This is a genomic window from Halorussus lipolyticus (genome assembly GCF_029338375.1).
Classification (GTDB): Archaea; Halobacteriota; Halobacteria; order Halobacteriales; family Haladaptataceae; genus Halorussus; species Halorussus lipolyticus.
Genome location: NZ_CP119804.1, coordinates 365,752 through 391,335 on the forward strand (window position 1 = coordinate 365,752; position 25,584 = coordinate 391,335).

28 protein-coding genes and 2 tRNA genes are annotated in these 25,584 nt (G+C 62.4%); 22 read left to right on the forward strand and 8 right to left on the reverse strand.

What is annotated here, in order from left to right; translation table 11 throughout:
- Positions 1-137: 137 nt before the first annotated feature.
- Positions 138-1,172, reverse strand: a complete 1,035-nt coding sequence (locus tag P2T57_RS01885) for a glycosyltransferase family 2 protein (RefSeq protein WP_276300783.1) — start codon at positions 1,170-1,172, stop codon at positions 138-140.
- A 392-nt stretch (positions 1,173-1,564) separates the two neighbouring features.
- Between P2T57_RS01885 and P2T57_RS01890 the strand changes: the two genes are divergently transcribed.
- On the forward strand, positions 1,565-2,605 hold the full coding sequence (locus tag P2T57_RS01890; protein WP_276300784.1) for a M42 family metallopeptidase: 1,041 nt from the start codon (positions 1,565-1,567) through the stop codon (positions 2,603-2,605).
- Between the two features lie 47 nt (positions 2,606-2,652).
- Positions 2,653-3,183 carry an SRPBCC family protein gene (locus P2T57_RS01895; protein WP_276300785.1) on the forward strand — a complete coding sequence of 177 codons (531 nt, stop codon included), beginning with the start codon at positions 2,653-2,655 and terminating at the stop codon, positions 3,181-3,183.
- Between the two features lie 60 nt (positions 3,184-3,243).
- Here P2T57_RS01895 and P2T57_RS01900 read toward each other — a convergent pair whose 3' ends face one another.
- Positions 3,244-3,807 (reverse strand): plastocyanin/azurin family copper-binding protein, encoded by a 564-nt coding sequence (locus tag P2T57_RS01900; RefSeq protein WP_276300786.1) that lies wholly within the window; start codon positions 3,805-3,807, stop codon positions 3,244-3,246.
- A gap of 407 nt (positions 3,808-4,214) precedes the next feature.
- On the opposite strand from P2T57_RS01900, the gene P2T57_RS01905 reads away from it, so the two are divergent.
- The 4 genes from P2T57_RS01905 to P2T57_RS01920 all read left to right on the forward strand — a co-directional run bounded on the left by P2T57_RS01905 (position 4,215) and on the right by P2T57_RS01920 (position 8,121).
- On the forward strand, positions 4,215-4,853 hold the full coding sequence (locus P2T57_RS01905) for a 50S ribosomal protein L1 (RefSeq protein ID WP_276300787.1): 639 nt from the start codon (positions 4,215-4,217) through the stop codon (positions 4,851-4,853).
- Position 4,854: 1 nt separating this feature from the next.
- On the forward strand, positions 4,855-5,895 hold the full coding sequence (locus P2T57_RS01910) for a 50S ribosomal protein L10 (protein WP_276300788.1): 1,041 nt from the start codon (positions 4,855-4,857) through the stop codon (positions 5,893-5,895).
- A gap of 24 nt (positions 5,896-5,919) precedes the next feature.
- Positions 5,920-6,264 carry a 50S ribosomal protein P1 gene (rpl12p, locus tag P2T57_RS01915; RefSeq protein WP_276300789.1) on the forward strand — a complete coding sequence of 115 codons (345 nt, stop codon included), beginning with the start codon at positions 5,920-5,922 and terminating at the stop codon, positions 6,262-6,264.
- Between the two features lie 615 nt (positions 6,265-6,879).
- Positions 6,880-8,121: a tripartite tricarboxylate transporter permease gene (locus tag P2T57_RS01920; RefSeq protein WP_276300790.1), complete on the forward strand. Its 1,242-nt coding sequence runs from the start codon at positions 6,880-6,882 to the stop codon at positions 8,119-8,121.
- Positions 8,122-8,134: 13 nt separating this feature from the next.
- Here the strand turns inward: P2T57_RS01920 and P2T57_RS01925 are convergent, their stop codons facing one another.
- A complete protein-coding gene (locus P2T57_RS01925; RefSeq protein ID WP_276300791.1) occupies positions 8,135-8,620 on the reverse strand; it encodes an SRPBCC family protein in 486 nt (161 codons plus the stop codon).
- A gap of 124 nt (positions 8,621-8,744) precedes the next feature.
- Between P2T57_RS01925 and P2T57_RS01930 the strand changes: the two genes are divergently transcribed.
- On the forward strand, positions 8,745-9,905 hold the full coding sequence (locus P2T57_RS01930) for a pyridoxal phosphate-dependent aminotransferase (RefSeq protein WP_276300792.1): 1,161 nt from the start codon (positions 8,745-8,747) through the stop codon (positions 9,903-9,905).
- A gap of 177 nt (positions 9,906-10,082) precedes the next feature.
- On the opposite strand, the gene lrpA1 is transcribed toward P2T57_RS01930, so the two are convergent.
- Positions 10,083-10,511 (reverse strand): HTH-type transcriptional regulator LrpA1, encoded by a 429-nt coding sequence (gene lrpA1, locus P2T57_RS01935; RefSeq protein WP_276300793.1) that lies wholly within the window; start codon positions 10,509-10,511, stop codon positions 10,083-10,085.
- A gap of 214 nt (positions 10,512-10,725) precedes the next feature.
- Between lrpA1 and P2T57_RS01940 the strand changes: the two genes are divergently transcribed.
- Complete coding sequence (locus tag P2T57_RS01940; protein ID WP_276300794.1) at positions 10,726-10,923, forward strand: hypothetical protein; 198 nt, start codon at positions 10,726-10,728, stop codon at positions 10,921-10,923.
- A gap of 53 nt (positions 10,924-10,976) precedes the next feature.
- Here P2T57_RS01940 and P2T57_RS01945 read toward each other — a convergent pair whose 3' ends face one another.
- Positions 10,977-11,912 (reverse strand): thiamine pyrophosphate-dependent enzyme, encoded by a 936-nt coding sequence (locus P2T57_RS01945; protein ID WP_276300795.1) that lies wholly within the window; start codon positions 11,910-11,912, stop codon positions 10,977-10,979.
- Between the two features lie 2 nt (positions 11,913-11,914).
- Entirely contained in the window at positions 11,915-13,816 is a 1,902-nt protein-coding gene (locus P2T57_RS01950) for a 2-oxoacid:acceptor oxidoreductase subunit alpha (protein ID WP_276300796.1), read from the reverse strand.
- A gap of 239 nt (positions 13,817-14,055) precedes the next feature.
- On the opposite strand from P2T57_RS01950, the gene P2T57_RS01955 reads away from it, so the two are divergent.
- Both P2T57_RS01955 and P2T57_RS01960 read left to right on the forward strand, forming a co-directional pair.
- A complete protein-coding gene (locus P2T57_RS01955; protein WP_276300797.1) occupies positions 14,056-17,418 on the forward strand; it encodes a PKD domain-containing protein in 3,363 nt (1,120 codons plus the stop codon).
- A 4-nt stretch (positions 17,419-17,422) separates the two neighbouring features.
- A complete protein-coding gene (locus tag P2T57_RS01960) occupies positions 17,423-18,361 on the forward strand; it encodes a hypothetical protein (RefSeq protein ID WP_276300798.1) in 939 nt (312 codons plus the stop codon).
- A 9-nt stretch (positions 18,362-18,370) separates the two neighbouring features.
- Here the strand turns inward: P2T57_RS01960 and P2T57_RS01965 are convergent, their stop codons facing one another.
- Entirely contained in the window at positions 18,371-18,583 is a 213-nt protein-coding gene (locus P2T57_RS01965; RefSeq protein ID WP_276300799.1) for a DUF7976 family protein, read from the reverse strand.
- A gap of 3 nt (positions 18,584-18,586) precedes the next feature.
- Entirely contained in the window at positions 18,587-19,621 is a 1,035-nt protein-coding gene (locus tag P2T57_RS01970) for an Mrp/NBP35 family ATP-binding protein (RefSeq protein WP_276300800.1), read from the reverse strand.
- Positions 19,622-19,738: 117 nt separating this feature from the next.
- Here P2T57_RS01970 and P2T57_RS01975 point away from each other — a divergent pair, with 117 nt between their 5' ends.
- The 12 genes from P2T57_RS01975 to P2T57_RS02030 all read left to right on the forward strand — a co-directional run bounded on the left by P2T57_RS01975 (position 19,739) and on the right by P2T57_RS02030 (position 25,573).
- Positions 19,739-19,951 carry a TRAM domain-containing RNA chaperone gene (locus tag P2T57_RS01975; protein ID WP_276300801.1) on the forward strand — a complete coding sequence of 71 codons (213 nt, stop codon included), beginning with the start codon at positions 19,739-19,741 and terminating at the stop codon, positions 19,949-19,951.
- A 78-nt stretch (positions 19,952-20,029) separates the two neighbouring features.
- Positions 20,030-21,019, forward strand: a complete 990-nt coding sequence (moaA, locus tag P2T57_RS01980; RefSeq protein ID WP_276300802.1) for a GTP 3',8-cyclase MoaA — start codon at positions 20,030-20,032, stop codon at positions 21,017-21,019.
- Between the two features lie 283 nt (positions 21,020-21,302).
- Complete coding sequence (locus tag P2T57_RS01985; protein WP_276300803.1) at positions 21,303-21,629, forward strand: hypothetical protein; 327 nt, start codon at positions 21,303-21,305, stop codon at positions 21,627-21,629.
- A gap of 190 nt (positions 21,630-21,819) precedes the next feature.
- Positions 21,820-21,904, forward strand: a tRNA-Ser gene (locus P2T57_RS01990).
- 18 nt (positions 21,905-21,922) lie between these two features.
- A complete protein-coding gene (locus P2T57_RS01995) occupies positions 21,923-22,435 on the forward strand; it encodes a 30S ribosomal protein S13 (RefSeq protein WP_135826726.1) in 513 nt (170 codons plus the stop codon).
- Complete coding sequence (locus P2T57_RS02000; RefSeq protein ID WP_276300804.1) at positions 22,435-22,959, forward strand: 30S ribosomal protein S4; 525 nt, start codon at positions 22,435-22,437, stop codon at positions 22,957-22,959. The genes P2T57_RS01995 and P2T57_RS02000 overlap by 1 nt, the downstream gene beginning before the upstream one ends.
- A complete protein-coding gene (locus P2T57_RS02005) occupies positions 22,956-23,348 on the forward strand; it encodes a 30S ribosomal protein S11 (RefSeq protein ID WP_135826728.1) in 393 nt (130 codons plus the stop codon). Before P2T57_RS02000 ends, P2T57_RS02005 begins: the two co-directional genes overlap by 4 nt.
- Positions 23,349-23,351: 3 nt before the next feature.
- Positions 23,352-24,098 carry a DNA-directed RNA polymerase subunit D gene (locus tag P2T57_RS02010; protein WP_276300805.1) on the forward strand — a complete coding sequence of 249 codons (747 nt, stop codon included), beginning with the start codon at positions 23,352-23,354 and terminating at the stop codon, positions 24,096-24,098.
- Positions 24,099-24,275: 177 nt separating this feature from the next.
- Positions 24,276-24,360: transfer RNA gene (locus P2T57_RS02015), tRNA-Leu, on the forward strand.
- Positions 24,361-24,393: 33 nt separating this feature from the next.
- On the forward strand, positions 24,394-24,747 hold the full coding sequence (locus P2T57_RS02020) for a 50S ribosomal protein L18e (protein ID WP_276300807.1): 354 nt from the start codon (positions 24,394-24,396) through the stop codon (positions 24,745-24,747).
- Positions 24,744-25,181 (forward strand): 50S ribosomal protein L13, encoded by a 438-nt coding sequence (locus P2T57_RS02025; protein WP_276300808.1) that lies wholly within the window; start codon positions 24,744-24,746, stop codon positions 25,179-25,181. Before P2T57_RS02020 ends, P2T57_RS02025 begins: the two co-directional genes overlap by 4 nt.
- Positions 25,175-25,573 carry a 30S ribosomal protein S9 gene (locus P2T57_RS02030; RefSeq protein ID WP_276300809.1) on the forward strand — a complete coding sequence of 133 codons (399 nt, stop codon included), beginning with the start codon at positions 25,175-25,177 and terminating at the stop codon, positions 25,571-25,573. The genes P2T57_RS02025 and P2T57_RS02030 overlap by 7 nt, the downstream gene beginning before the upstream one ends.
- Positions 25,574-25,584: the final 11 nt, after the last annotated feature.

The window sequence follows — 25,584 nt, forward strand, 5'->3', positions numbered from 1 at the left end:
TCAAGAAACGTTCAGGTCTTCGGTTACTGGCGAGTCGATAGCAAGTGAGTGAAGCTTTTCGACACCGCTACCCCTCCAAGCCTGAGGAAAAGATGCCAATCGAACACCGAAATCCCCGAATATGCCGAGTCGAAATCCTACGCGCCCTCGACCCCCTCCGTGACCTGCATCTCCAGTCCCTCGTTGTTCGCTCGGTCGAGCGACATCGCCACTCCGAGCAGAACCACGCTCCCGACCAGCACCGCCCCGAACGCACCCAAACCGGCGACTACCCCCACGAGGAGCGACGCGACCAGTCCGACCGCGCCGAGGACATACCCCGCAACGGTCGGCCACGCCTCGAACTCGGCCAACTGGGTCCGGAGTCGATAGGCGAAGTTCGAGAGCAGAAGCCACGACACCTTCGGGATGAAGGTGTGGTATTCGATGGTACTCTCCTCGTCGCCGTACACCGCCGGGGTGGCCACGTCGGCGACTTGCATCCCGTGGCAGTTGAGGCGCACGAGGAGTTCGTTGGCGAAGCCGTAATCGTCGTAGAGGCTGTCGATGTCGATGCGGTCGAGCGCGCGGCCCGAAATCGCGGTATAGCCGTTCTGGGGGTCACCGGTGTTCCAATAGCCGCTGGAAATTTTGGTGAGGAAAGATAGCATCCAGTTGCCGACCAGTCTGAATCTGGGCATATCTTCGCGGAACGCCGGGGAGAGCAGGCGGTTGCCCTTGGCGTAGTCGGCCCCGTGCTCCACGATGGGGTCGATGAGTCGCGCCAGCAGGCCGGGGTCCATCTGGCCGTCGCCGGCCATGACCGCGGTCACGTCCACGTCGTCCTCGCGGGCGTGGCGATAGCCGGTCTTGATGGCCCCGCCGACGCCCTGATTCGTCGCGTGGCGAATCGGCACGACGCGCTCTGCGGACGCCAGTCCACCGTCGGCCAGTTTCGGTTCGGTCTCGATTCGACGGGACCGTCCGGAGTCCTCGCTGTCGCCGGTTTTGGGGCCGGTGCTGTTGACTCGCTCGGCGTGGTCCCGTATCTCCTGCCACGTGTCGTCGGTCGAACAGTCGTCCACCACGTAAACCCGGTCCACGAAGTCCGGCACGGTGTCGATGACCTCGCCGACGAACCCCTGTTCGTTGTACGCCGGTACGACGACGCCGACTGTGTTGCCGTTATACATTGTTCGAGGGTTGGTATCGACGTGGCGGCACAACGTCCGGACACGTCGGTTTACCCGTTGGTTCCGGCGATTCGGCCTTTGTTATACGCTCGCTGTCGAATCGGGCGAGACGAGCGTCCTCGCGCAAGGTCGGCCGTCTCCTCGACAGGCGTCCGCTGTCGGGCGAGTACACGCGCCCAATCGAGGACGCAAGCGGCGTGTACGACGCCGGGAATCACCTGCCGGGGTCGTCTCGCACCGCCTGTCCCGAGGACACGCGGCGGTTGATGCGACGATACGACCAACTTAGCATTTGTTTCCCAATTGTAATTCAGTCTTTGAACGGGCCGAAACCTCGGCCGGACGAGCGACGGATAGCCGAATTTAAGCCGGTCGGTGCGCCAGATTTTCGCATGGATTTCGATTTCGACTTGTTGGCCGAGTTGACCGAGACCAGCGGGGTGCCGGGATACGAGGACCGAGTGCGCGAACTCGTCCGCGAGGAGTTCACGGGGGTCGCCGACTCGGTTCACACCGACGCGATGGGCAACGTCGTGGGGACAGTCGAAGGAACCAGCGACTACGAAGTCGTCGTCGCCGCACACATGGACGAAATCGGCTTCATGATTCGCAACGTCACCGACGAGGGCTTCCTCCAAATCGACACCCTCGGCGGGTGGGACCCGGACGTGCTTCGCGCCCAGCGCGTGACCGTCCACGCCGACGACGAGGACCTCACGGGCGTCATCGGTTCGGTCCCGACCCACGTCAAGGACGACGACGACGAGTTCGCGGTCGAGGACGTGTACATCGACCTCGGACTGCCCGCCGAAGCAGTCGAGGAGCGCGTCGCGGTCGGTGACCTCGTGAGCATGGACCAGACCACCGTCGAGATGGGCGACCAGATTACCGGCAAGGCGTTAGACGACCGGGTGTGTCTGTTCGCCATGCTCGAATCCGCGAAGCGCATCTCGGACCCCGACGTGACCATCCACTTCTGCGCCACGGTGCAGGAAGAACTCGGCGTCCGGGGCGCGCCCGCGCTCGGCGTGGATTTGGACCCGGACCTCGCAGTCGCGCTCGACGTGACTGTCGCCAACGACCTCCCGTCGGTCAAAGACGAGGGCGACTACGTGACCGAACTCGGCGAGGGCGCGGCGATAAAGCTCAAAGACTCCAGCGTGGTCACGACCCCGAAGGTCCACCGCCGGATGCGCTCGGTCGCCGAGGACCGCGGCGTCGAACACCAGATGGAGGTCCTGCCCTCGGGTGCGACCGACACCTCGGGGTTCCAGAACACCCACGGCGCGAAACCGGTGGGCGCGATTTCGATTCCGACCCGGTACCTCCACACCGTCACCGAGACAGTCCACCGAGACGACGTGTCGGCGACCATCGACCTCCTGACCGCCTTCCTCGAAACCGAGACCGGCGACCACGACTACAGCCTTTGAGTCCGTCCGCCGGAAGTTTTACGCCGTGTTCGTCCGAAACCGCGGGCGTGGATAGCGTCGAACTCAGCACCGTCGTCTACGTGCCGCCCGAGGAGGCCTACGACTTCCTCGTCGATTTTCCGGGGTACGCCAACTACTCCGAGCATCTCAAACAGGTCGAGCGTCACGGCGAGGGCGGTCCCGGAACGGAGTACGACATCCACCTGCGCTGGTGGAAACTCAACTACGTCGTCCGGTCGGAAGTGACCGACTTCGAACCCCACGAGCGCATCGGGTGGCGAATCACCAAGGACCTACACGCCCACGGCGAGTGGCGCGTCGAACACGTCCCCGACGAGGCCCCGCCCGACCGCGAGACGGCCTCTCGGATTCGCCTCGTCATCGAGTTCGACGCCGACTCGGTGAGTTCCGACATGCTCGACCTGCCCCGACTGGTCTCGCTCGACTGGGTTATCGGCAAAATCAAACCGCTAGTGCTGAACGAGGGCGAGCGCGTGGTGGCCCGAATCGTGGAGGACCTCGAAGGCCAGCCCCGAGACGTAGATTTGACGCTCCACGAGTCGCCCGACACGGTGTAGTCTGACGGTCCGAAGGCTCTCCGAAGCCAAGCGGGAAACGCGAAAAACCGACGCTGAGCGTTACTCTGCCTGTCCGTAGTCGCCGCCGTACTTCATGAAGAAGTAGGCCAGACCGAGCGTGAACACCAGCGCGGCCGTCGTGGCGATGCCGAGCGTCTTGGCACTGGACGGAATCGCGGGGCCGCCACCGCCGCCACCGCCCGCGTCCGGCGTGACCGTAATGGACCCGACCATCCCGGCCGTCTTGTGGGGCTGGCAGAAGTACTCGAAGGTGCCCTCCGTCTCGAAGGTGTAACTGTACTCGTGGCCCGTGTCGTAGGTCTTGCTCGCGCCGCCCTCGGTCCCCTGCCAGTCCGCGCCGTCGGGTTGGCCATCGGGGACGATGTTGTGGTTGTCTGACTCCCAGACGAAGTTGACCGTCGTGCCCGGCGTGATTTCGAGGTCGGCGGGTTCGAACACCAGACTCCCACCGGGACCGACGATGACCTCTTTGGCACCGCCACCGCCGCCTTCTTGTTCGCTCTCGGCCGCCGCGGTTCCCGCCGCGCCCGCAGTCGCGGCCGCGCCCGTGGCGGTCCGAAGGAATCCGCGCCGCGTGACCGACTCGCTTCCTTCCATGCTCATGCGCGAGGCTAGCGGCGGTGGGTACTGAATACTTTCGATACGCCCTTTCGCTCCGGGCGAGACCACCGCGGCCTCGCGTATCCCACGCGCGCAAAGTACTATAGTATAGTTCGCTGTGACAGCCTCCCTCGGTGTGGTGTCCTCCTCGCGGTGGCGTCGCCCGGCGAACCGCCACGGCCGCAGATTCCCGTGGGAGCGGCTGTCACGCCCGCCAGCGACGGTCCGAGGAGTCGCGTTGCTTCGACGGGTTTAAGTTCCGGATGACCTTCTTTCTGGAACGAGACAGGCCTGTACTGTCTGGTGCCATACCATCGCGGACCGCCGTTTTGGCGACCCCGACGGTGTCGGCAGACAGTAACCTGTTTCACTGACCCGTAGGAGCGTCCTGCGTACTACGGAGGTGAACAATGGCAGATCAGGAGATAGAGCAAGCAGTCTCTCGCGCACTCGAGGATGCACCTGAGCGGAACTTCCGCGAAACGGTGGACCTCGCAGTCAACCTGCGCGACCTAGATTTGAACGAACCGTCGAACCGCGTAGACGAAAGTATCGTCCTCCCGTCCGGTACCGGACAGGAGACGAAGATTGTCGTGTTCGCGGAGGGCGAAACCGCCCTTCGCGCCGAAGACGTTGCCGACGAGGTTTTCGACAGCGACGACCTCGAAGACCTCGGCGACGACGACGACGAGGCCAAAGACCTCGCGGACGAGACCGACTTCTTCATCGCCGAAGCGGCGCTGATGCAAGACATCGGTCGGTACCTCGGTACCATCCTCGGCCCGCGCGGTAAGATGCCCGAACCGCTCCAGCCCGACGACGACGTCGTCGAGACCGTCCAGCGGATGAAGAATACGGTCCAGCTACGGAGTGGCGACCGACGCACTTTCCACACCCGCGTCGGGGCAGAGGACATGGACGCGGAGGAAATCGCCGACAACATCGACGTGATTCTCCGCCGACTCCACTCGAATCTCGAAAAAGGCCCGCTGAACATCGACAACGTCTTCGTGAAGACGACGATGGGACCGGCCGTGGAGGTGGCCTAAGATGTCGGCCGAGCGTAAGACCGAGACCATCCCCCAATGGAAACAGGAGGAGGTCGACGACATCGCCGACCTCATCGAGAGCTACAGCAGTGTCGGCATCGTCAACGTGACGGGCATCCCGTCGCGCCAGCTTCAGACGATGCGGCGCAACCTTCACGGGAGCGCCGAACTCCGCATCAGCCGGAACACGCTACTGGTCCGCGCCCTCGAACAAGTGAACGAGGGCGTCGAGGACCTTACCCAGTACGTCTCCGGCGAAGTCGGACTCATCGGCACGAACGACAACCCCTTCGGGCTGTACAAACAGCTCGAAGCCTCCAAGAGTCCCGCGCCCATCGGCGCGGGCGAAGTCGCGCCCAACGACATCGTCATCCCCGAGGGTGACACGGGCGTCGACCCCGGTCCGTTCGTGGGCGAACTCCAGTCCATCGGTGCGGCGGCCCGCATCATGGAAGGGTCCATCCACGTCACCGAGGACAGCGTTATCGCCGAGGAGGGCGAGGAAGTGTCCGAGGAAGCGGCCAACGTCCTCGCGGAACTCGGCATCGAGCCGAAGGAAGTGGGACTGGACCTGCGCGGCGTCTACTCCGACGGCGTCCTGTTCGAGTCCGAGGAGTTGGAAATCGACGTCGAGGAGTACCGCGCGGACATCGAGTCTGCGGCGGCCCGCGCCCGCAACCTCTCGGTCAACGCGGTCTACCCGACCGCCCAGACCACGCCGACCCTCATCCAGAAGGCCGAGGGCGAGGCCAAGAGCCTCGGTCTGCAGGCCGAAGTCGAGAGTCCGGACGTCGTGCCGGACCTCGTGAGCAAGGCGGACGGACAGGTTCGTGCGCTTGCTGGACAGATCGACGACGAGGACGCCCTCCCCGAGGAGCTTCGTGACGTAGAGGCTCCCGCCGCGGGCGGCTCCTCCGAGGACGAATCGACCGACGAAGAAACCGAATCCGAAGCCGACGAGAGCGAGGCCGACGACGCCGACGACGAGGAAGACGACGACGGCGACGACGGCGGAGACGCTCTCGGCGCGATGTTCGGATAACCAACCACCCCCAAACTACTAACCATGGAATACGTTTACGCTGCACTCATCCTGAACGAATCGGGCGAAGAAATCAACGAAGACAACCTCACCAACGTACTCGACGCCGCCGGCGTCGATGTCGAGGAGTCCCGCGTCAAGGCGCTCGTCGCCGCGCTGGAAGACGTCGACATCGACGAGGCCGTCGAGCAGGCCGCGGCCGTGCCCGCTGGCGGAGCCGCCGCCGGCGGTGCCGCCGCAGAGGGCGGTGCCGACGAGGAGTCCGCCGACGAGGACGAGTCCGCCGACGAGGAAGAGGAAGCGGCCGAAGAAGAGGACGACGGCGACGACGAGGCCGACGGCGAGGGTCTCGGCGAACTCTTCGGTTAAATCCGTCCCACCCCAGAACTGGATTCTTTCTTTCGCGCGCTATCGGGTAGCTGTGCGCTTATCACCGGACAAATATTGAAATATATTTGTTTTACAAATATTGTTGTTCGTTAGAGTTAGTTGTATATTGCTCTCGTCCCAGTGTAACTGTACGCGCGAACAGTACGGCTCGGGACCAAAATTGGGGTTGGGAACGCTTCTGAAGCCCCCGCCCGGTCGCGGTCGCTGTGGCGGATATTCGCGGCTCTCAGCACCGCCCGCCGCGAATAGAGCCCCCACAGCGACTACAGTAAACGCGACCGGGCGGCCCCTTCATCCACCCGTGTTGGTTCGTGTCGGCGAGCGTTTGCCGGTGGAAAGTTCCACGGAGCGCGGGCCTCACGCCTCCCCAACCTCCTCCTTCGCTCCTTTCAGTCGCTCGGTCGTCCACCGGCAGAGACAAGCTCTGCCGAGCCTCGCTTCGCTCTACTCAGCGAGACCTCGCGCGGATTGGCGCGGCATGAACGCCGCGCCAGCGCGCGCCGAGTCTTGGATGCAACAGTAGTCTGGATAGAACGGTAGTCGGGAGCGGTCGGTACGAACGTTTAAGTCCGAAAGCGGGACCAAAGTGCCTCGATGGAAGCAGTCGGCGTCCGACTCGGGATGGGCTTGGGGACCTCAGCCACGGCGCTGGCGTTCGTCCTCGGCGGCATCGCCTTGGGAACGCTCAGCGGCCTCACGCCCGGTCTCCACGTGAACAACCTCGCGCTCCTGCTGGCGTCGGTTGCGCCCGCGGTCCCCGGCCCGGCGCGACTCGTCGGCGCGGCGATGCTGTCCGCCGGGGTGGTCCACTCCTTCCTCGACGCCGTGCCCGCTCTCGCACTCGGGGTGCCCGACGCCGCGATGGCGGCGACCGCTCTGCCGGGCCACCGCCTCGTTGTCGCCGGGCGAGGCCGCGAGGCGGTCCGCCTCTCCGCGCTCGGGAGCGGACTGGCCGTCGCGTTCGCGGTCCCGCTGGCGGTTCCGATTACCCGCGGCATGACCGTGGCCTACCCCGTCGTCCGAAATCATCTCCCTATCGTCCTCGGCGGCGTGGTCGCCTTCCTCCTGCTGACCGAGGGTTCGGCCCGCGCCGTCGGCGGCGGCGCGGCGGCTTTCGCCGGAAGCGCAACCCTCGGCCACGCGACCCTTGACCTCTCGCCGACCGCACCGCTCGCGGCGGGCGGGATGCTCACGCCCCTGTTCGCCGGACTGTTCGGCGCGCCCGTCCTCGTCGAGGCCCTCTCGGGGTCGGGCGTCCCCGAGCAGGACGACCCCGTAATCGCAACCTCCCGCCGAATCGTGGCGGTTACGGCGCTTGCAGGTAGCGTCGCCGGTGCGGTCGTGGGCTACCTGCCGGGCGTCTCGTCGGCCGTCGCCGCGGTCATCGCGCTGGCGCTCGTCCCCGGTTCGACCGAGGCCCGCGGGTTCGTGGTTGCGACCAGCGGGGTCAACACCGCGAACACGATTTTCGCCCTGTTCGCACTCTCGGCGCTCGGCACGCCCCGGACCGGCGTGATGGTCGCGCTTCAGGAGGTCGGTGCCCCGGTGAACTTGCCCTTGCTCCTCGCCAGCGCCGGAATCGCCGGCATCGCTGGCTTCCTGCTGGTCCTCTCGGTCGGCGACCGCTACCTCCGGGCAGTCGGGTCGCTCGACCAGTTCCGGTTGTCGATGGCGGTCCTCTGTCTGCTCGCCGGACTGAGTTTCCTGTTCGCCGGCGGAGTCGGCGTGATTGTCTTCGCCGTCGCGGCGCTGGTGGGACTGGTCCCTGCCCAGTTCGGTGCCCGGCGGGTTCACCTGATGGGCGTTCTGCTCGGTCCGCTGATGCTGGGTCTCTGAGGACGACCCTCGCTCACGCCTCCAGTATTCGCTTCGTCCGGCGGTGGCGGTCCCGAAACATCGGTTCGAAGCCAATCCACCCCAGCGGCCCGAGGAGGCCCCGAACCACGGGCAGTTCGTACTCCACGCGGTCCCGGACCAGCGTCGCCTCGTCGCTGATGGCGTAGAAGGAGTGGGTGTGGTGCCACTCCGGGAAGGGACCGCCCTCCATCACGTCGGCGAAGACCGCTGTACTGTCGCCTTCGTCCCTGCGGGTGATGCGGGTGGTCCACCGCTGGCGCGGCCCGAGACCGAGGGGTTGCATCGACAGTCGGACTCGGGTGCCGGCTTCGAGGAGGGCGTCGTCGCCGCGCAGGTCGCCGTCCGGTCCGCGGACCTCCTCGACCCGGAGGTTCATCCAGTCGGGAGTCAGCGCCTCCAGTCCGCCGATTCGGGAGTGGAAGTCCCAGACCGCCGACAGGGGCGCGCCGATGCGGGCCGCTCGCTGGTAGGTGGGCATGGTCGGTAGTTGTGTCAGCACCGACAAAACTTCCGGGGCATCGGCGAGCGCTCACCACCGGGGACCGGCAAATACTGACTGTCACATCGAGACTTTATATACCGAGCGCACTTCTCCACTGCATATGGTTTCGGAGCGCGCGACCAGAACGACCCCGTTCGCCGCGATGGACGTTCTCGAACGGGCCAACCGCATGGACGACGTTGTACACCTCGAAGTGGGCGAACCGGATTTCGAGACGCCCGAGGCAGTCACCGAGTCGGCAGTCGCGGCGCTCCGCGCGGGCGAGACAGGGTACACCTCCTCGAAGGGCAAACCACAACTCCGGCGCGCAATCGCGGACTACTACGACCGCCGGTACGGCGTGGACGTGGACCCCGAGCGCATCGTCGTGACCTCCGGGTCGTCGCCCGCGCTCCTGCTGGCGTTCTCGGCGCTGGTGGACCCCGGCGACGAGGTGGTGCTGACCGACCCCTACTACGCCTGCTACCCCAACTTCGTCAGACAGGTCGGCGGGAGGGTTTCGACCGTCTCGCTGGCGGCCGACGACGGATTTCGGCCGCGGGCCGATTCCTTCGCGCCCACGGTGGACTCGGAGACGGAGGCCCTCCTGCTCAACTCCCCGGCGAACCCCACCGGCGCGGTGTTCTCGGACTCGACGCTCGAAGAACTGGTCGAACTCGCCGAGGAGGCCGACGCCACGGTGGTCTCCGACGAGGTGTACCACGGCCTGACCTACGATGGCGACGACCACACCGCCTTAGAGTACACCGACGACGCCTTCGTGATAGACGGCTTCTCGAAGCGATTCTCGATGACGGGGTGGCGACTCGGGTGGATGGTCGCACCCGACGAGTACGTCGGCCACGTCAATCGCATCGCCCAGAACACGCTCATCTGCGCGCCCAACTTCGTCCAGTCCGGTGGGGTCGCGGCGTTAGACGAGGTGGGCGACGACTTTCTGGACGACGTGCGCGAGACCTACCGCGAGCGCCGGGACTACCTCGTGAGCGAAGTCGAGGACTGGGGCCTGAGCATGGACTACACGCCGGGCGGCGCGTACTACCTGCTGGTGGACGTGAGCGACCTGCCGGGGGACGCTTTTGACGCCGCGGACTTCTTCCTCGAAGAAGCGGGCGTGGCGATGACGCCCGGCCCGGACTTCGGGACCAACGCCGAGGAGTGTCTGCGGGTCTCCTACGCCAACAGCGCCGAGCGACTGGCCGAGGCCTCCGAGCGAGTCCAGCGGGCCTTGGAGCGCGTCGAGAGTCCGACCGCGGACTAACCCGGCCTCGGCGGGTTTGAGACAACTCCTCGTTTTTCAAACGCAGACGTATAATCTTCAAAGACGCATATATAATTTCCTGCGCGAGTGACGAGACCGTGGCTATCTCCCCACAGACGCAACCGAAAACTGCTCACGAACCCGTATCGGTCCCCGGTCAGACGCCACCAAACGCGCCTACTTCAGCCGTTCTTGGAGGAACGACGGATGGGCCGCCGTCACGCCGTCGATTTCCAGCATCTTCTCGCTGATAACGTCGCCCACGGCGTCGCCGTCCGCCGCCCGGACCTCCGCCATCAGCATGTGGTCGCCCGACGACGAATAGAGAGTCTCCACTTCGTCCAGCGCCTTCAAATCGCGGGTGGCCTCGACGTACTTCTCGCTGGCGACGTCCATCCCGACGAGCGCGATGGACTTGCTAGACAGCTTCTTGGGGTCGATTTCGGCCGAATACCCCACGATGACCCCCTCGTCTTCCAGCTTTTCGATGTATTTCCGAACCGTGGGCTTCGAGACGTTCGCCCGGTCGGCGATTTCGGCGTACGACGCTTGGGCGTCGTCCTCTAGGACCGATAGAATCCGGTCTTCGGTGGATTGGGTACTCATTACCAGTCTATTTCGGATACGAGAAAAAATACCTTGCGAACGGGAAAACAGTTCGTGGCCTGAGAAAAACCCCGTTGGCGGTAGTTCGGATGGCCCCATTCCGGCGGTTCGGTCGGCCCTAATCCGACCTGCGGGCGGACAACGGGACGTTACGCTCGCCGAACGACCGGGAGGAACTGGCCCTTTTTCGGACGACCGGCCGGTATCCGGCGACATGGCACGACGCTCGCGGAGACGGTTCGTACAGGTCTCGCTCGCCGGAATCGCTGTCGGTCTCGCCGGGTGTGGCATGCCCGGCGGAGAGGGTGACGGCGAGGAGGGCGGCGAGGAAGGAGACGAGGAGGGAGAAGAAGGCGGAGAGGAGGGCGGCGAGGACGAAAACAGAGCCGCCCCCGAGTTCGCCGACGAGTAGCGCCCGGCGCTGTCGCTCCGGAATCGAGAAAAGCGAAGAAATCGGCTTCGACGTTACTTGTGGCGGTCGAGCAGGTCGTAGCTACGCTCCCACTCGTAGTCGTCGTCGAAGTACCGCTCTGCGAGTGGCTCCTCGGGCATGTCGCCCGCGTTCCGCTTTTCCTGCTGGTAGGAGGGTCGGTCCTCGTCGTGGTAGAACCGACCGGTGAGGACTTTGCCCTCGTAGAGGGCGTCCTCGGCCTCCTGCATCATCTCCGACGCCTCGCCGCGGTCGGTGATGTCGAAGTCGTAGTCGTCGCTGTCCTGCACGTCGATGTACGGGACGTACTGCTTTGCGTCCTTGTTCCACGTCGGGCACTGGGTCAGGAAGTCCACGTGGGCGAACCCGTCGTGTTCCATCGCCTCGGTCAGGATTTCCTTGGCCTGATTCGGGTTGACCGCCGCGGTCCGGGCGACGTAGGACGCCCCGGAGGTCAGCGCGAGCGACAGGGGTCGAATCGGCTGTTTGGCGCTCCCGTGAGGCTGAGTCTTCGACTTGTGACCCTTCGGACTGGTCGGGGAGGTCTGGCCCTTGGTCAGCCCGAAGATTTCGTTGTCGAAGACGATGTAGGTCATGTCGTGGTTCTCGCGGGCGGTGTGCATGAAGTGGTTCCCGCCGATGCCGTAGCCGTCGCCGTCACCGCCCGCCGCGATGACTTCGAGGTCCGGGTTGGCCATCTTGGCCGCGCGAGCGACCGGGAGCGACCGGCCGTGGATGGAGTGGAACCCGTAGCTCCGGAAGTAACTCGACAGCTTGCCGGAACAGCCGATACCCGTAACCAGCAGGGTCTCCTCGGGGTTACGGCCGACCTCGGGCATGGCCTGCTTCAGCGCCTTCAGGACGCCGAAGTCGCCACAGCCCGGACACCACGTCGCCTGCGGCTCGATTTCCGGAGTGAACTCGTCTCTGTCGATGTCGCGCTCCTCGCCGATTGCGTTGAATGCACTCATGTTTAATCACCCGTTGCGGATTCGATGCGGACGTTGTACTGGCTCAAGTCGGCCTCGCCGCCGAGTCGGCTCTCGAACCCGGAGACGACCTCCTCGGGTTCGAAGGGGTTGCCGTCGTACTTGAGCAGGCTGTACAGCTTCTCGCCGAAGCGACCGAGCTGACCCTGAACGTGACGACGGAACTGGGCCGAGGCGTTCATCTCCACGACCAGCGACTCGTCCACGCTCTCCAAGAAGGCCGTCACGTCGTCCTTCGGGAAGGGCATGATGTCGCTGACGTTCATCGCCTTGACCGAGTGGCCGTCGTCGTTGAGGCGGTCCACGGCCTCCTCGATGACGCCCTTGGTCGAACCGAAGCTGAGGATGCCGTACTCGGCGTCCTCCGGCCCGTAGACCGGCTGATGGTCGGCGTTCTCGGCCAACTCGTCGCGGATGGCGTCGAGCTTGGACATCCGGCGGTTCATCTGCACCACGCGGTTGTTCGGGTCCTCGCTGATGTGACCGACCTCGTTGTGTTCGTTACCCGACGCGAGGAAGTTCCCGCCCTTCTGGCCGGGGATGGACCGGCGACTGACGCCGCCGAAGCCGCTGTCCTCGTCGTCGTACATGTACCGCTTGAAGCGTCCGGCTTCTTGGACCGCTTCTTCGAGTTCGGCCTCGGTCACGACACTTCCGATGTCGGGATTCGGCTCCTCGTCGAAGTGGTCCTCGGGGACGGTCTGGTGGCCGCCCGAGAGCTTCTGGTCGTAGAGGACGATTGCCGGAATCTGGTACTCGTAGGCGATTTCGAAGGCCTTGCGAGTCTGCTCGTAACACTCCGCGGGGTCGCCCGGCGCGAACACCACGCGGTTCGAGTCGCCCTGCGAGGTGTACAGGACGTGTTCGAGGTCACCCTGCTCGGGCTTGGTCGGCATCCCGGTCGAAGGCCCGGCGCGCATCGCTTCCACGAGGACGATGGGCGTCTCGGTAATCTCGGCCAGTCCGAGCGGTTCGGACATCAGCGCGAAGCCACCACCGGACGACCCGGACATCGCCTTCGCACCGGCGTGGCTCGCACCGATGGCGAGCGACGCCGCGGCGATTTCGTCCTCGACCTGCTCGGAGATGCCACCCATCTCGGGCAGGTGTTGGGTCATGATGGTGTACACGTCGGTCCACGGGGTCATCGGGTAGCCCGAGATGAATCGACAGCCCTCGTCCAGCGCACCGTAGGCGATGCCGTGGGACCCGGAGACGAGTACCTGCTCGTCGTCGGTACTCCCGGTCGGAGCGCGGATGTCGTGGGTGTGTTCGTAGTCGTCGTTGACCGACTCGTAGGCCTCCTCGAGAATCTGGAGGTTGGCCTCCAGCACGTCGCCGCTCATGGCGTCTTCCATCAGGTCCTCGATGTACTGGAGGTCCATGTCGAGCAGGGCCGCGGTTGCGCCCACACCCGCCGTGTTGCGCATGACCTCGCGGCCGTGTTCCTTGGCCAGACCTCGGAGGTCGAGGTCGTAGACGTGCCAGTCGTTCTCCTCGACGCGCTGGTCGAAGTCCTCGATTTCGCTGGCGTCGAGCAGGCCGGAATCGTAGACGATGACGCCGCCTTCGCGCAGTTCGTCCAGATTCTCCGACAGCGGCTTGATTTCTTCGTTGCCGTAGTAGGCCTCCTCTTGGGGGTTCCGGGCGAAACTGTCACCCAGCGCGAGGAGGAAGTTGTAGTTGTCTCCTCGGGACTTTACAGGCTCGTCTTTCGCCCGAATCTCTACGTAGGTGTGGCCGCCGCGAATGCGCGACGGGTAGTGTCGGTGCGTGAAGACGTTCAGGCCCGAGCGCATCAGCGCCTTGGCGAAGTTCTGGCTCGTCGAGTCGATTCCGTCACCGGAACCGCCCGCGATTCGCCAGATGAGTTCGTCATCAGTCATATTTGTAGCTCACGGCCGTTAGGCCCAGTGATTGTAGATAAATCGGGGAATCAGTAAAGCCTTTGCTATAGATTAGCAAGGAATGTTCATGAGGGTTTTGCGGTAATGGTAAGTTTCTAACCTTCCAAGGAGAAGTCGCCATTTGGTTAGAAATTTGGACTAATTAGCCTGTTATCAGAATATATTAGTTTACTCTTTAAATACATAACTTTTTAAGTAAAAGGGAGCTAACCGGCCACATGTGGAAGCAGACGCTGGTCGGTCTCGCCGTCCTTCTCGTCGTGACGACCCCCGTCGCCGGAACGCTCGGTGCGCACGTCGCCGCTCCTACAGCCGACGCTAGCCCCGCGAACGAGGCCCCACTCGCCGACGCCGGCCTCGACCAAGACGTGCGAAAAGGCGCGACGGTGCTCCTCGACGGCACCGGTTCGCGCGACCCCGACGGGCGTATCGAAGCCTACGACTGGTCGATTCGAACGCCGAGCAACCAGACCATTACCCCGGACTGCACCGACTGTAACCGAACCCGATTCACCCCGGCCGAGACGGGGCGCTACCGCGTCACGCTGACTGTCACCGACGAGGAGGGCGCAAGCAGTGCCGACACCCTCTACGTCGAAGTCTCGCCGGGCACGAAGCCCACAGTCTCAGTCTCGGGGCCACAGCAATCGACGACAGGCGCGACGGAAACGTACTCCGCGGACCTCAGCGCAGGGTCCGCGACACTCGACTACATCGTCTGGACTATCGACGGCGTCGAACTCGCAAACCACTCGCTCTCGCCGGCCCAGTCCGGCGACACCGTGTCGAAGCATTTCCCGACCGTCGGCAACCGGTCGCTTACCGCGACGGTCCACGACGTAGACGGGCAAACCGACACGAGTTCTCTCACGACCAGCGTCCGCCGCCAGCAAGACTCACCCTCAGAGCCACCGGAGGAAGGAAGTATCGCAGATGGCAACTCGCCGACTGTCTCCGGTGATACGCTCGTCACCGGGTCTCGGCCACTCCGAGGCACCTACTCGGTTCAACTCGACTCCTCGGCGCAGTCGGTCGCATCGGTCGAATGGCGGAACGCCGCGGGACGCATCGGTAGCGGTCAAGCACTGAGCAGAGACTGGGAACCCGGCAACCACGAACTCTACGCTCTCGTCACCTACACGGACGGTTCTGAGAACGTGGCCACGTTTTCAGACGGGACGATGACAGTCGTGGCCGACCCTCGACCGAACGCCTCGTTGTCCTCGCTCGACCGATACGGCGTGATTTCGGGAACGGCCAACGGCATCGACGAGTACGAGAATCTCGACACGCTCCGCGTCGAAGTCGACGGAGAAACTGTCGCCACGGCTGGCTCGAGTGTCCGCCTCGACACGGACTACGAGCAGATGGTCCATTTCTCCTCGGACGACTTCACGCCCGGTGAGAGTCACTCGGTGACAGTCATCGCCACGGACGAACGCGGCCAAACGACGAGCGTGTCTCGGGAGATTACACCGGTGAAAGAACCGGAAATCGTTCGCTCGGAGTTCGTCAATGGACCGGTTGACTCGTATCACGAGCGAATTGACCCAAAGCGGTATGTTGCGCATCACGTTCTGGAAATTGATCTTAATGGTGTAGATATAGAGAATTTAGAGATTGATTTTAGCTCAGAAGATCGCTTTGTGAGGAAGCTATATACAAATAATCATGGACAGTGGCAGGAACACAAAAATGGAGATATTATCACACATACTTACTGGTCTGGTAAGAGGCCGAAAGAATACGACATAAATATCGATTCAAGTGCTTCCCCACACGGCTTAGATGTAATATGGAAAAACAAGCGTTCCTCATCATTCCAAGTTACGAAAAGCAAACCAGAACTTCGGTTAGACGTACTTAACGACGGGACTAAAGACGAAATTACGAGAGAGCATGGAATCTCTGTGAACGCGAGCGGTTCATTTGACCCTGATGGCACTGATCTCAAATATATCTGGAAATACGGTGCAGAGCCGACGAAGCCAGATAACACGACAGCGAAGTTCTACGCCTACGACCGAGCGGCTACCATCGTAGAAGATCAGTACGACCTCCGAACGAAGCGTAATTTCAATTTCCTTGACTACTTCGTTCCGGATATAGCTGGAACAAACGTCACAAGTACCGGCCCATACTACGCTGACGATACAGTACGGATTAGCGTGGAAACGGAACCGTATCACTTCTCGAAACAGACGTACTACAACGACTTCTCACTCGGTTTAGCAGTGGCGAATCCGGACGCAACCGTGTCCCGATGGGAATCGGTTAGCGCACCGGACAGTTCGCATTCAGAACCGACTGAAGATGCGTACAAGTACGTCGGCATCGTCGAAGTGCCTGCCACCGAAATTTCGGCACACGATTCGACAGTAACCGCTTATAACGTCAACAACACCCGAAAGGAGACCAAGACGACACTTCCCGAGGTCGAAGTACTGCTCGAAAATAGAGAATACTGGTCGGACGTGAGCATCGAGAATCTCACATATCTGGTGAAAAAACCGAAAATCCGGGAGGTCACGGTCCGCTCGGAAGAGAAGCGTGACCAATACCTCGACGAGGAGTATCACATCAATAAAATTGAAGAAGATACAAAATACATCCTCGAAGAACGTGTCAAGACGCAAGAAGCAAAATACGGGAAGGTGACAAAGCGCTTCTCGAATAAACGATTCAGGGGTCAGTTCCTCGATTCGATGCGGAAGTGGTACGCAGACGGAGTAGTGCGAGAACAAGAAACGCGAATCCAGCGGTCGTCTTCGTGGTTCGACGCTTCGACGACGAGTTCCCCGCGGAAGTGGAACGACTTGAGTCTCTGGAACGGTGAACAGTCCGGAGAGACACGGGAGGTCAAAGTCCAAGATGCCGAGTACGAGACGGAGAAAAAGTACCGGTACGAGTACAAAGTCGAGAAGACGAGGACCAAAATAGTCGAGCGGTGTAGTCTTCGATTCGGTTGTCGGGACGTAGAAGTCACGGAGACGTACACGGTTACGAAGTCGGACACCTACTGGGCGACATCCAGTCGTGGCTACGACCACGAGTTTACTGGAAGAACTAGACGAATTAAGATCGAAGATGCCGTGTACGAAACTCAGTTCGAGGTCGAATACAAATCGAAATCAACCGAGTGGGTCACCGACTACAAGGCCGCACGTGACAAGAAGGTGCAAAAAGCCCAGTACGACTGGAAAGCGCGAACCTCAACCATGGACTACGTCGTTGCCAGAAAAAAGGCAAGTGGCCGGAGCGATTGGCGAATTACCGAGGAATCGGTTCCGGCGTGGGTCCTCGTTCGAGACGACGGAACGTCGAAGTACTGGACTGACGTGTACGCTAACAAAAGTCATGTCGCTAAGACGCAAGTGAAGATTACAGGACAGTTCACCAAAGAGTTCTACAACCCGAAAACAGGGAACGTCACTAAGAAAATCGAACATCGGACTACCGAGCAGACCGACACCGGAGCTAAAAATGCTGAAGATATATATAAGAATATAACCACTGGAGAAGAGGATTCGAAGTGGTGTGAAAGAAAGGCCTCTTGCCCGGAAGAAAACGGGGGTGACTAAATTCATGACACTACAAAAGTCATCTATAATCGTCTGCATGTTGGCACTACTCTGTCTACTGGCCTCCGTGCAGAGCGCTATCGTCGGTGCTGAGGTTTCGAGCGTGGACAAAAAGTCGGCAGTGATAGAATCCTCGGGTGGCATTAAGTATCAAATATCATTCTCTCCCAACGACTCTACGGTTGTGGTGGGTTACAGGAATCCGACCGAAAATAAAATAAAGTTATCAGGATATGTAATTACAGTTGATGGGCAACAAATTTATGAAGATGATTTCAATCTCTCCGAAGGGGAACATCGAACGAAGGAAATCAACATCACGCCGGCAATAAACGTCAATCAGGACGAACACACGGTCACGTTCTCGACCTTCGGCGGGCACACGCAATTCAACTTCACGCGGAAAATCGACTCCGCCGAGGCCGAAAATATCCCGACGCCCTACATCGAGGACGTGACGGTTACCGAGGGAACGATCGACGGCAAGCCGTCGGCGGTCGCCAACGTGACGCTGGTCAATCCCTCGGAACAGCTCTACAGCACCAAACTGATGGTCCACACGGTCGGGACCGACGGGAGTCTCTACCCGGCGTCGGTTCGGCCCGGCGATTCGCGGACCATCACCGTCGAACTCTTAGACGACCCCGGAGCAGAGATAGCAGGCGAGGCGCGATTCTACGCGGGTAATATGACGACCGAGGAGGGCGCACTAGACCAAGTGGAGTTCGCTGGGAAAGCCGGTGGAGAAACCCGAGTGTGGAACACCTCGTACGAAACGGGGCGGCCGACGTGGATGGACGACAACTACCGGTACCAGAACAGCAGTTACGGGCAGACGCTCGGCGAGAGAGCTAGCGGCGGAGTCGAGATTGGGGGCGTGCCAGTAATCTACTTCGGCCTCGCACTGCTCGTCGGGTGGATAGCCCTGCGAAAGGTGCGATAGGAGGGAGGACTACGTTTCCTTCGTCCGGATGATTTCGCGCATGTTGACGTAGATGTCCCGAGGAGAGGTCTCCTCGTCGGGGTCGTAGAGGTCGCTGATGCGGTAGAGAATCGCCGCGACGAGTTTGCTCTCGGAGGATTCGCCGCGGATGTCTTCTGCTACCTCTCGGAGAGTCTTCGCGCGCTCCATGTCTGAGCCGTAGGAGCCTTGGTCGTGGGACATAGTTCAGCGTTGCTGGCGTCGTTTAATAACTCCGACGTTGTTGGCGACGTTCTCGGTCATGACGCGGAAGGCGTCGCCGGTGTCGCTGTCCTCGTCCAACACGATGGGTGCGCCCTCGTCGCCCCCGGTCCGGACCGAGGGGTCGATGGGGACCGACCCGAGGAAGGGCATGTCGTTCTCCTCGGCGAACTTCGCGCCGCCGCCTCTGCCGAAGATGTCGTGTTCGCCGCCGCAGTCGGGGCACTTGAACGTGGACATGTTTTCGGCGATGCCCAGAACCGGCGTGTCGTGCTTGCCGAACATCCGGAGGCCCTTGCGGGCGTCGTCGATGGCGACCTCTTGGGGCGTGGTGACGATGACCGACCCCGTGACCGGGACGCTCTGGAGGAGGGTCAGTTGCGCGTCACCGGTCCCCGGTGGGAGGTCAACGACCATGTAGTCGAGGTGGCCCCACTCGACGTCCTCCCAGAGTTGAGTCAGGACCTTGTGGACCATCGGACCGCGCCAGATAACCGGGTCGTCCTCGCCGACGAGGAAAGCCATGCTCATGAGTTTCACGCCGAACTGCTCGGGCGGAATCATGGTCTCGTCCTCGGTGGCTTTCGGCACCTCGTCGGCGTCCACCATTCGGGGGACGTTCGGGCCGTACACGTCGGCGTCGAACAGGCCGACGCGCGCCCCCATCTGGGAGAGACCGGCCGCGAGGTTGACCGCGACGGTGGACTTCCCGACGCCGCCCTTCCCGGAGGCCACCGCGATGATGTTCTTGACGTTCGGGAGAACCTGCTCGTCGGCCGAGATGTCGTCGTCGATGCGGGCCGAGAGTTCGGCCTCCATCCCGTGTTCCGAGAGGACCTCCCGAACGCGGTCGGCGATTTGGGACTCGTGGGGCGAGTAGGGCGCGCCGAGCGCCAGCGAGATACTGGCGGTATCGCCCTCGACCGAGATGTCGTTGACGAGGTTCAACGAGACGATGTCGTCGCCGAGGTCCGGGTCGTCTACCTCCCGGAGGAGTTCGCGTACTGCTGATTCGTCCATACCCGAGGTAGGGGCCGACGAGTCGATAAGCCTTGTCAACTCTAGAGTCGCGCGGCGGGGAAGTCCGGACCGGTCACGTACCAATTACTTAACCGGTGGCAGGTCGTGTCCGGAGTCATGGCAGACCGCGACACCGCACCGGTCGAAGTCGGCGAGCGGTATTCCGTCGAAATCGAGGACCTCGGGAGCGAAGGCGACGGTATCGCTCGCATCGGGTCGTTCGTCGTCTTCGTCCCTGACGGAGAACTCGGCGAGCGCGTGAACATCGAAATCGAGGAGGTCGGTGGGAGTCACGCCACGGCGTCGGTCGTGGAGGACGACGAGGCGTAGCCCGTAACCAAATCTCGTTACGCGGGACCGGTGTTCGACAGCGATTTTAAGGACTCCCGCGCGAAAAATCCAGAAGTAATGCTGGAGGACGACTTCGGGCGCGAGGTCTCGGGCGTGCGAGTCTCGCTCACAGACAGGTGTAACTTCGACTGCGTTTACTGCCACAACGAGGGGTTGGGTGACACGCGCGGGCCGATGGACCCCCAAGACGACGAGATGACCGCCGACGAAGTCGTCCGATTTCTGGAGGTCGCCCGCGAGTTCGGCGTGGGGAAAGTCAAGTTCACCGGGGGAGAGCCGATGCTCCGTCAAGATTTGGAGGAGATAATCCGGCGGACCCCCGACGAGATGGAGGTGTCGCTGACGACCAACGGCACCTTCCTGCCGGGCCGGGCAGATGACCTCGTGGACGCCGGACTCGAACGAGTCAACGTCTCCCAAGACGCACTCGACCCCGAGGCCTTCGCCGAGGTAACTCAGAGCGGGGCCTACGACAAGGTTATCGAAGGCGTTCACGCCGCCGTAGACGCCGGACTCGACCCCGTGAAGTTGAACATGGTCGTGTTCGAGCATACCGCGGGCTACGTCGAGGAGATGGTCGAACACGTCGCCGAGAACGACGGCCTGCAACTCCAACTCATCCAGTACATGCCCGAGTTGACCGGCAAGCCCGAGTGGAACATCGACATCCAGCGCGTCCACGATTGGCTGGCCGACATCGCAGACGAGGTGGAGACCCGCGACATGCACAACCGGAATCGCTACTGGGTCGGGGGCACCGCCGCTGACGACGAGAGCGGGATGGTCGAAATCGTGGACCCTGTGGAGAACCCGCAGTTCTGCGCGAACTGCCATCGCGTGCGCGTCACGCACGAAGGATACCTGAAGGGGTGTCTGAACCGCAACGACGACCTCCGGTCGATGGGCGAGATGACCCGCGACGAGATTCGGGAGACCTTCCGCGAGACGGTGGAGAATCGGGTGCCCTACTACGGCGAGTACATGGTGCGGGGCGACGACGGCGAGTGGGAAATCAACGACGAGTACGTCAACAACGTCGAAGTCTGATTCTTCGGTCGCGCGCGAGTCGTCCGTTCGCTGTGTCGGCGAGTTCGGTTCGCTGTGTCGCCGGTTTCGAGACGATTGATGCCGACCTTCGAACGACGGCAAAGAAATGTTCTCAATTGTTTAGAACTCATACAGGGGTGTTTGAATGATATATAGTTGTCCCTCGACGGCAGTTTCCGTCCGACTCGCGCGGGTGCGACCGCTCGCGGCCGCGCCGGACACAAAATAAGTGGTCACGAAACCGGCCCGCACGCTTAACCCCGCCTCCGATGAAGGCCGTTCCATGGGCGACACCGAACTGGTCGAGCGCCTCGGCGAGATGGAGTTGAACGACCGGGTGAGCGTCACGCTCTCGGACGGGGCCTCCTTCGAGGGACCGGCGAGTCCCATCGACTACGTGCCCGAGGACTCGCTCCGCCTCGAAATCAGGCCCGAAGACGGTGCGACCGAGCGGTACGAACTCTCCGCGGAGTACGGCGACGAGTGGAGAGACGTGGCAGTTCGCCACACCGACGCGAGCGACGAGGGGTCGGGGTGGGAACAACTCGGCGAAGTCGAGAGCGTCGAAATCGGCGACAGCGAGGAGGCGTGGCACTGGGGACCCAAGTAGTCCCACCGGTGCGTGGAGTCGTCCGCAGGGACCGAAACCGCGGTCGGGCGTCACGATACCGTGGGAAGGCGTACCGAATTCTATCGAATCTGATTCGTTGCGTTTATATAGGAATCGTGCATACGCTGAAATGCACACCTGTAGGGGCGAGGCGTCCCGAGTCCGAGAGGGCGACAGTGAATGCAAGCGTGTCGAGGTAGCCTAGTTTGGCCCACGGCGCAGGGTTGCTAACTCTGTGGCGTCAAGCCTCGAGGGTTCAAATCCCTCCCTCGACGCTTTCCAGTATTCAAACCATGAGTACAGAAGAACCACAGGAGGAAGACGAGGACCTCCGATACTTCGTCCGCATCGGTCAGACCGACCTCGATGGGACGAAGTCCGTCGAACGGTCCCTGACCGAACTGAACGGGATCGGTCGCCGAGCGGCGCGCATCATCGCCGACAAGACCGGCGTAGACCGCACGGCGACGTTCGGCCGACTCGAAGACGACGAAATCGATACCGTCGTCGAGGCCGTCGAGAACTTCGCCGACGAGGTCCCAGAATGGCTCGCTAACCACCGCAACGACTTCTTCTCCGGGGAGACCACCCACGAGACGGGCAACGACCTGAACATGACCCGTCGTCAGGACATCAACCGGATGAAGATGATCGACTCGTACAAGGGCGTCCGCCACAAGCGTGGCCAGAAGGTCCGCGGTCAGCGCACCCGTTCGACGGGGCGTACCGAGGGCACCATCGGCGTCAACGTCGAGGAGATCAAGGAAGAACAGGCCGCCGAAGCAGAGGAGGGTGGTGAAGAATAATGGCGCTCGGAGAGAACACCAAAGCCTACGAGACGCCGAACCATCCGTATCAGGGCGAACGTATCTCCGAGGAGCGCAGTCTCCTCGACCGATACGGACTCCAGAACAAGCAGGAACTCTGGAAGGCCCAGTCCGAACTTCGTGGCTACCGCCGCGAGGCCCGGAACATCCTCGCACAGCGTGCACAGGGTGACACTGAGGCCGTCGAAGGAGAGGAGTTCGTCAGTCGTCTCCAGCGCGTCGGCATCCTCGACGATGGCGACGAACTGGACGACGTGCTTCTGCTGGACGTGACCGACGTGCTGGAGCGCCGTCTCCAGACGGTCGCTTACCGCAAGGGTCTGGGCAACACGCCCAACCAAGCCCGACAGTTCGTGGTCCACGGACACGTCGAGGTTGACGGTCAGCGCGTGCAGGCCCCCTCCTACAAGGTCGAGACGGCCGAGGAGGCAACCGTCGAATTCGACGAGAACAGCCCGCTTGCGGACGAACTGCACCCCGAACGAGCGGAGGGTAACGAATGAGCGCAAACGACGACGAGAAATGGGGCGTAGCCCACGTTCACGCATCGTTCAACAACACCATCATCACGGTCACTGACCTGACCGGTGCGGAGACCATCGCCAAGTCCAGCGGCGGGACGGTCGTCAAGCAGAACCGCGACGAGTCCTCGCCCTACGCCGCGATGCAGATGGCCGAGACGGTCGCCGAGGAGGTCAAGGCGGCAGGCATCGAGGGCGTTCACGTCAACGTGCGCGGTCCCGGTGGCAACCTTCAGCAGAACCCCGGTCCGGGTGCGCAGGCGACGATTCGCGCGCTCGCTCGCGCCGGCCTCGAAATCGGTCGCATCGAGGACGTGACCCCCATCCCGCACGACGGTACCCGCGCCCCCAAGGGCAAGAGTGGATTCTAACACATGACCGAAGACTACGAGGTCGAGTTTATCGAACGCGGCGACCGCGACGCGAAGTTCCTCGTTCGCGGCGTCACCCCGGCGTTCGCTAACGGGATTCGCCGAGCAATCATCGCGGACGTTCCGACCCTCTCCATCGACACGGTTCGGATGGTCGAGAACTCGTCGGTGATGTTCGACGAGCAGATCGGGCTACGGCTCGGTCTGGTCCCGCTCAGCACGCCGCTCGACGAGTTCGAGGAGGGCGACACTGTCACCCTCAGCCTCGACGTGTCGGGACCGAGTACCGCGTACTCGGGCGACCTCGTGAGTTCCGACGGGATGGTCCAACCGGCCGACGACAACGTTCCCATCATCGACTTGAAGGACGACCAGCGGCTCGAACTCGAAGCCGACGCCGTCCTCTCGACGGGGAAAGACCACGCCAAACATCAGGGCGGCGTGGCCGTCGGCTACCGGCACCTTCAGCGCGTGGAAGTCCTCGGCGACGCGGACGAGTACAGCGAGGAGGAGACCAACATCCTCCGCGGCGTCATCGAAGACGATGGCGAACTCGTCCCGACCGAGGAGTTCGACCACGACCTGACCAACCGGTATCCCGGCAAGGAAGTCGAGGTCCACGACGTATCGAACGCGTTCGTGTTCGACGTCGAGACCGACGGGTCGCTGACCGTAGACGAAATCGTCACCGCCGCGGCCGCTTCGATTAGCGACCGCGCGGACGAACTCGAACAGGCTGTACAACTGTAACAATGCCGGGCGCTTCGAACCACACATCGGCGTTCTCCTCCCTCCGAAAGTCGCAGGACTCCGCGGCGATTGGTGGGCGGACTTCCGGGCAGTTCGGAAGTCAGACCGAAAGTGGTTTGAAGGGCCATCCACAACACACTGTTGCCCGCGACGGGTTGCACGTGTGTTCTCAGACGTGCAGGGATAGCCAAGTCAGGCCAACGGCGCAGCGTTCAGGGCGCTGTCTCGTAGGAGTCCGCAGGTTCAAATCCTGCTCCCTGCACTTCAGTTCTTATTCCCATCAGGAGGAAGTATTATGAGCAAGACGAATCCGAGGCTCACTAGTCTCATCGCTGACCTGAAGTCGGTGTCCCGCGATTCGGACGCCGACGTGTGGAGTACTGTCGCGGACCGCCTCGAGAAGCCCCGGAGCACGCACGCGGAAGTCAACCTCGGTCGCATCGAGCGATACGCCGAGGAGGACGAAACCGTCATCGTGCCCGGCAAGGTTCTCGGGAGCGGAGTCCTGCAAAAAGAAGTTACCGTCGCCGCCGTGGACTTTTCGTCCACCGCGGAGACGAAAATCGAGCAAGCCGACGGTGAGGTTCTCGAACTCGAACAGGCAATCGAACAGAACCCCGAGGGCTCGAACGTCCGGGTGATTCGATGAGTCTCGCAGAATTCGACGCAGACGTCGTTGTCGATGCCCGCGACTGCATCCTCGGTCGCGTGGCGAGTCAGGTAGCACAGCGCGCACTCGACGGCGAGCGCGTCGCGGTGGTCAACGCCGAGGACGCGGTCATCACCGGAAGCGAAGAAGACGTGATGTCCACCTACGAGAAGCGCGCCGAACTGGGTTCGGACAGCGGTCCGTACTACCCCAAGCGCCCCGACATGATCTTCAAGCGGACCATCCGCGGGATGGTTCCCTACAAGGAAGACAAGGGCCGCGAGGCGTTCGAGAACGTTCGAGTCTACGTCGGCAATCCCTACGACGAGGACGGCGAAGTCCTCGAGGGAACGTCGCTGGACCGACTGTCGAACATTCGCTTCGTCCAACTGGGCGAAATCAGTAAGAATCTGGGTGCTAACGTCACATGGTGACCAACACGAGTGGAAAGAAGAAGACGGCCATCGCCCGCGCCACCGTCACGGAAGGCGAGGGTCGAGTGCGAATCAACTCCCAGCCCGTCGAGCTGGTCGAACCGGAGACGGCTCGCCTGAAGATGCTGGAACCTTTCCGCATCGCAGACGAGGCCGCCCGCGACGAGGTAGACGTCGAAATCGACGTGCAGGGTGGCGGCATCAGCGGACAGGCAGACGCCGTTCGGACCGCCATCGCGCGCGGTCTGGTCCAGTACACCAACGACGCCGAACTCCGAGACGCGTTCATCGAGTTCGACCGGTCGCTGTTGGTCAACGACTCGCGGCGCTCCGAGCCCAAGAAGTGGGGCGGTCCCGGCGCTCGTGCCCGCTACCAGAAATCCTACCGCTAACGCCATGACAG

Bases quoted from the DNA above. Each gene is read 5' to 3' on its own strand.
- P2T57_RS01885 (WP_276300783.1), bottom strand. From the start codon at position 1,172: ATGTATAACGGCAACACAGTCGGCGTCGTCGTACCGGCGTACAACGAA.
- P2T57_RS01890 (WP_276300784.1), top strand. From the start codon at position 1,565: ATGGATTTCGATTTCGACTTGTTGGCCGAGTTGACCGAGACCAGCGGG.
- P2T57_RS01900 (WP_276300786.1), bottom strand. From the start codon at position 3,807: ATGAGCATGGAAGGAAGCGAGTCGGTCACGCGGCGCGGATTCCTTCGG.
- P2T57_RS01905 (WP_276300787.1), top strand. From the start codon at position 4,215: ATGGCAGATCAGGAGATAGAGCAAGCAGTCTCTCGCGCACTCGAGGAT.
- P2T57_RS01910 (WP_276300788.1), top strand. From the start codon at position 4,855: ATGTCGGCCGAGCGTAAGACCGAGACCATCCCCCAATGGAAACAGGAG.
- rpl12p (WP_276300789.1), top strand. From the start codon at position 5,920: ATGGAATACGTTTACGCTGCACTCATCCTGAACGAATCGGGCGAAGAA.
- P2T57_RS01920 (WP_276300790.1), top strand. From the start codon at position 6,880: ATGGAAGCAGTCGGCGTCCGACTCGGGATGGGCTTGGGGACCTCAGCC.
- P2T57_RS01925 (WP_276300791.1), bottom strand. From the start codon at position 8,620: ATGCCCACCTACCAGCGAGCGGCCCGCATCGGCGCGCCCCTGTCGGCG.
- P2T57_RS01930 (WP_276300792.1), top strand. From the start codon at position 8,745: ATGGTTTCGGAGCGCGCGACCAGAACGACCCCGTTCGCCGCGATGGAC.
- lrpA1 (WP_276300793.1), bottom strand. From the start codon at position 10,511: ATGAGTACCCAATCCACCGAAGACCGGATTCTATCGGTCCTAGAGGAC.
- P2T57_RS01940 (WP_276300794.1), top strand. From the start codon at position 10,726: ATGGCACGACGCTCGCGGAGACGGTTCGTACAGGTCTCGCTCGCCGGA.
- P2T57_RS01945 (WP_276300795.1), bottom strand. From the start codon at position 11,912: ATGAGTGCATTCAACGCAATCGGCGAGGAGCGCGACATCGACAGAGAC.
- P2T57_RS01950 (WP_276300796.1), bottom strand. From the start codon at position 13,816: ATGACTGATGACGAACTCATCTGGCGAATCGCGGGCGGTTCCGGTGAC.
- P2T57_RS01955 (WP_276300797.1), top strand. From the start codon at position 14,056: ATGTGGAAGCAGACGCTGGTCGGTCTCGCCGTCCTTCTCGTCGTGACG.
- P2T57_RS01960 (WP_276300798.1), top strand. From the start codon at position 17,423: ATGACACTACAAAAGTCATCTATAATCGTCTGCATGTTGGCACTACTC.
- P2T57_RS01965 (WP_276300799.1), bottom strand. From the start codon at position 18,583: ATGTCCCACGACCAAGGCTCCTACGGCTCAGACATGGAGCGCGCGAAG.
- P2T57_RS01970 (WP_276300800.1), bottom strand. From the start codon at position 19,621: ATGGACGAATCAGCAGTACGCGAACTCCTCCGGGAGGTAGACGACCCG.
- P2T57_RS01975 (WP_276300801.1), top strand. From the start codon at position 19,739: ATGGCAGACCGCGACACCGCACCGGTCGAAGTCGGCGAGCGGTATTCC.
- moaA (WP_276300802.1), top strand. From the start codon at position 20,030: ATGCTGGAGGACGACTTCGGGCGCGAGGTCTCGGGCGTGCGAGTCTCG.
- P2T57_RS01985 (WP_276300803.1), top strand. From the start codon at position 21,303: ATGGGCGACACCGAACTGGTCGAGCGCCTCGGCGAGATGGAGTTGAAC.
- P2T57_RS01995 (WP_135826726.1), top strand. From the start codon at position 21,923: ATGAGTACAGAAGAACCACAGGAGGAAGACGAGGACCTCCGATACTTC.
- P2T57_RS02000 (WP_276300804.1), top strand. From the start codon at position 22,435: ATGGCGCTCGGAGAGAACACCAAAGCCTACGAGACGCCGAACCATCCG.
- P2T57_RS02005 (WP_135826728.1), top strand. From the start codon at position 22,956: ATGAGCGCAAACGACGACGAGAAATGGGGCGTAGCCCACGTTCACGCA.
- P2T57_RS02010 (WP_276300805.1), top strand. From the start codon at position 23,352: ATGACCGAAGACTACGAGGTCGAGTTTATCGAACGCGGCGACCGCGAC.
- P2T57_RS02020 (WP_276300807.1), top strand. From the start codon at position 24,394: ATGAGCAAGACGAATCCGAGGCTCACTAGTCTCATCGCTGACCTGAAG.
- P2T57_RS02025 (WP_276300808.1), top strand. From the start codon at position 24,744: ATGAGTCTCGCAGAATTCGACGCAGACGTCGTTGTCGATGCCCGCGAC.
- P2T57_RS02030 (WP_276300809.1), top strand. From the start codon at position 25,175: ATGGTGACCAACACGAGTGGAAAGAAGAAGACGGCCATCGCCCGCGCC.